This is a genomic window from Nocardia sp. NPDC059764 (genome assembly GCF_042732555.1).
Classification (GTDB): Bacteria; Actinomycetota; Actinomycetes; order Mycobacteriales; family Mycobacteriaceae; genus Nocardia.
The window spans coordinates 1-3,431 of sequence record NZ_JBHWHH010000317.1; the positions used below are offsets into that span (position 1 = coordinate 1).

The following is a 3,431-nucleotide window of genomic DNA, read 5'->3' on the forward strand; positions in this document are numbered from 1 at the left end:
GAACCGGATGGTTCGGGGGCATCGTCTCAACCGGTCACACCGGCCGGATCAACCTCAGGCGAGGTCGAAGCGGTCCAGTTCCATGACCTTCGTCCAGGCCGCGACGAAGTCCTTGACGAACTTCTCCTTGGAGTCGTCCTCGGCGTACACCTCGGCCAGGGCCCGCAGCTGCGAGTTGGAGCCGAAGGCGAGGTCGACGCGGGAGGCGGTCCACACGGTCTTGCCGGTGGCGCGGTCGGTGCCGACGTAGCTGCTGTCCTCGGAGTCGGCCGGAGCCCACTTGGTGGACATGTCGAGCAGGTTCACGAAGAAGTCGGTCGAGAGCACGCCCGGCTTGTCGGTGAACACACCCAGCTGCGAACCGGAGTGGTTGGCGCCCAGGACGCGCAGACCACCCACGAGCACGGTCATCTCCGGCGCGGACAGGGTCAGCAGGTTGGCCTTGTCGAGCAGCAGGTACTCCGCGGGGACTCGGGTGCCCTTGCCGACCCAGTTGCGGAAGCCGTCGGCGGCCGGCTCGAGCGCGGCGAAGGACTCCACGTCGGTCAGTTCCTGGGTGGCGTCGGCGCGGCCCGCGCGGAACGGCACCTCGACGTCGAAACCGCCTGCCTGCGCGGCCTTCTCGACACCGGCGTTACCGGCCAGCACGACCAGGTCGGCGAAGGACACCGGCTTGCCGAAGTCGGCCTGGATGCCTTCGAGGACCCGGATCACCTGGGCGAGTTCGTCGGGCTGGTTGACCTCCCAGCCGGCCTGCGGCTGCAGGCGGATGCGGCCGCCGTTGACGCCGCCGCGCATGTCCGAGCCACGGAAGGACGAGGCCGCGGCCCACGCGGTCGAGACCAGCTGCGCCACGGTCAGACCCGAGTCGAGGATCTTGGCCTTGAGCGCCTTGGCGTCGGCGTCGGAGATGAGCTCGTGGTCCACCGCGGGGATCGGGTCCTGCCACAGCAGGGTCTCTTCGGGCACCTCGGGACCGAGGTAACGGACCTTGGGGCCCATGTCGCGGTGGATGAGCTTGTACCAGGCCTTGGCGAAGGCGGCGGCCAGCTCCTCGGGGTGGTCGAGCCAGCGGCGGGTGATCCGCTCGTAGATCGGATCCATCCGCAGGGACAGGTCCGTGGTCAGCATCGTCGGCAGCCACCGCTTGGTGTCGTCGAACGCGTCGGGGATGGTGGCCTGACCGTTCTTGGCGACCCACTGATGGGCGCCGGCGGGGGATTTGGTGAGTTCCCACTCGTTGCCGTAGAGGGTCTCGAGGAAGCTGTTGTCCCACTTGGTCGGGGTGGGGGTCCAGGTGACCTCGATGCCGGAGGTGATGGCGTAGCGGCCGACGCCGGTGCCGAAGTCGGAACGCCAGCCCAGGCCCTGCTCCTCGAGCGGGGCGGCTTCGGGCTCGGGGCCGACGTGCTCGGCCGGGCCCGCGCCGTGGGTCTTGCCGAAGGTGTGGCCGCCGACGATCAGGGCGGCGGTCTCCTCGTCGTTCATCGCCATGCGGGCGAAGGTCTCGCGGATGTCGACCGCGGCCAGGACCGGGTCGGGGTTGGCGTTGGGGCCTTCGGGGTTGACGTAGATCAGACCCATCTGGACCGCGGCGAGCGGGTTGTCGAGGTCGCGCTTGCCGGTGTAGCGGGCGTCGCCGAGCCATTCGGTCTCGGGACCCCAGTACACGTCCTCCTCGGGCTCCCACTGGTCGACGCGGCCGCCGCCGAAGCCGAAGGTGTCGAAGCCCATGTCCTCGAGGGCGACGTTGCCGGCGTAGACGATGAGGTCGGCCCACGACAGCTTCTTGCCGTACTTCTTCTTGACCGGCCACAGCAGGCGGCGGGCCTTGTCGAGGGAGGCGTTGTCGGGCCAGGAGTTCAGGGGCGCGAAGCGCTGCATGCCGGCTCCGGCGCCGCCGCGGCCATCGTGGATGCGGTAGGTGCCGGCGGCGTGCCAGGACATGCGGATGAAGAAGGGGCCGTAGTGACCGAAGTCGGCGGGCCACCAGTCCTGGGAGGTGTGCATGACCTCGACGATGTCGGCCTTGACGGCGGCCAGGTCGAGGGTCTTGAACTCGGCGGCGTAGTCGAAGCCCTCGTCCATGGGGTTGGCGACGGCCGGGTTCTTCTGCAGGATCTTCAGGTTCAGCTGGTTGGGCCACCATTGACGGTTGGCGTTACCGCCCTCGGCCGGGTTCGAATTCCGGTCGTGCAAGACGGGGCAGCCACCGGCGGCGGGTTCGGTATTGGCTTCACCGATGGGCGGGTGTTCAGGCACGGTGTGTCGTCCTTCCATGGATGTGATCTTGTTGTCGACCACGAGTGTGGCCGCTACTTGTTTTGTGTGGCAGCGGTTTTGGAGCATTCGGGGCACAAACCCCAGTAGATGACCTCGGCTTCGTCGAGCGCGAAGCCGTTGGTGTCGGAGGCGGTGAGGCAGGGGGCCTCACCGACGGCGCAGTCCACGTCGGCGATGACGCCGCAGGTGCGGCACACGACGTGGTGGTGGTTGTCGCCGACGCGGGTTTCGTAGAGCGCGACCGATCCCATGGGTTGGATTCGGCGGATCAGCCCTGCGGTGGTCAGGGCTTTGAGTACGTCGTACACGGCCTGGTGGGACACGCCGCCCCGGGTTTCGCGGACGAAGCCGAGGATGGTGTCGGTGTCGGAGTGGGGGTGGTCGTGCACAGCGGTCAGTACCGCGAGCCGCGGTGCGGTCACACGCAGAGCGGCCCCGCGCAACATGCGCTCGAAATCGGGAGGCGTGGGCACAGCACGAAGTCTGCCCCTTTTTCTGGAATCAATCAAGTATTGGTTTCGGCGTGTGGGGGAATTCCCGGGGAAGCGGCCGATCCGAGGGCCTGTTCCAGACAGTAGGTGATTTTGCGGCCGGGGAGGGTGAACGAACGTCCACGCGCGTCGTACGGGCGGTGGCGGGGGAGTAGCGCCCCGTTCGGCCCCATCTTTTGGGGGGCACAAAAAGATCAGGTGCCTGTTAACGGTTTCGCGAACCGCACCCGGATCTGGGGTTTTCGCGGCAGTCTACGACGAACTGCCGTGACCCACAGGCGATTCCACGGATTCCCTGCCCGAAGCCCCGTAACAGCCGCTCCGACCCCACTGATGTGGACCATGCATGTCTTTGGTCGGGTTTCGCATCTGGAGGTTTCTCATGGGAATCAAGTCACTGGTTGTCGCCGCACTCGCCGCGGGGGTCGTTCTCGGCACCGCCGCCTGCGACCCGTCCGACACGCCCAAGCCACTGCCCACCACGGCCCCCGCCGGCCAGACCACCCAACCCACCGCCCAACCGGGCCAGCCGGGTCAACCCACCCAACCGGGCCAGCCCACCCAGCCCGGCGGAAACACCCCCGGAACCACCGACGCCCCGGCCCCGACGACCGGAGCCCCGGCGGGGGACCCCACCACGACGGCCCCCACCGGCAC

Annotated in this window: 2 protein-coding genes and 1 pseudogene; 1 reads left to right on the top strand and 2 read right to left on the bottom strand. The window is 68.1% G+C overall.

Annotated elements, in window-relative coordinates; translation table 11 throughout:
- Positions 1–54 precede the first annotated feature (54 nt).
- Positions 55–2,280, bottom strand: a complete 2,226-nt coding sequence (gene katG, locus ACFV4K_RS35135) for a catalase/peroxidase HPI (RefSeq protein WP_379280611.1) — start codon at positions 2,278–2,280, stop codon at positions 55–57.
- Between the two features lie 35 nt (positions 2,281–2,315).
- A complete protein-coding gene (locus tag ACFV4K_RS35140) occupies positions 2,316–2,729 on the bottom strand; it encodes a Fur family transcriptional regulator (RefSeq protein ID WP_379280612.1) in 414 nt (137 codons plus the stop codon).
- 427 nt (positions 2,730–3,156) lie between these two features.
- Between ACFV4K_RS35140 and ACFV4K_RS35145 the strand changes: the two are divergent.
- A pseudogene (locus ACFV4K_RS35145) lies at positions 3,157–3,431 on the top strand (hypothetical protein); the annotation flags it as partial.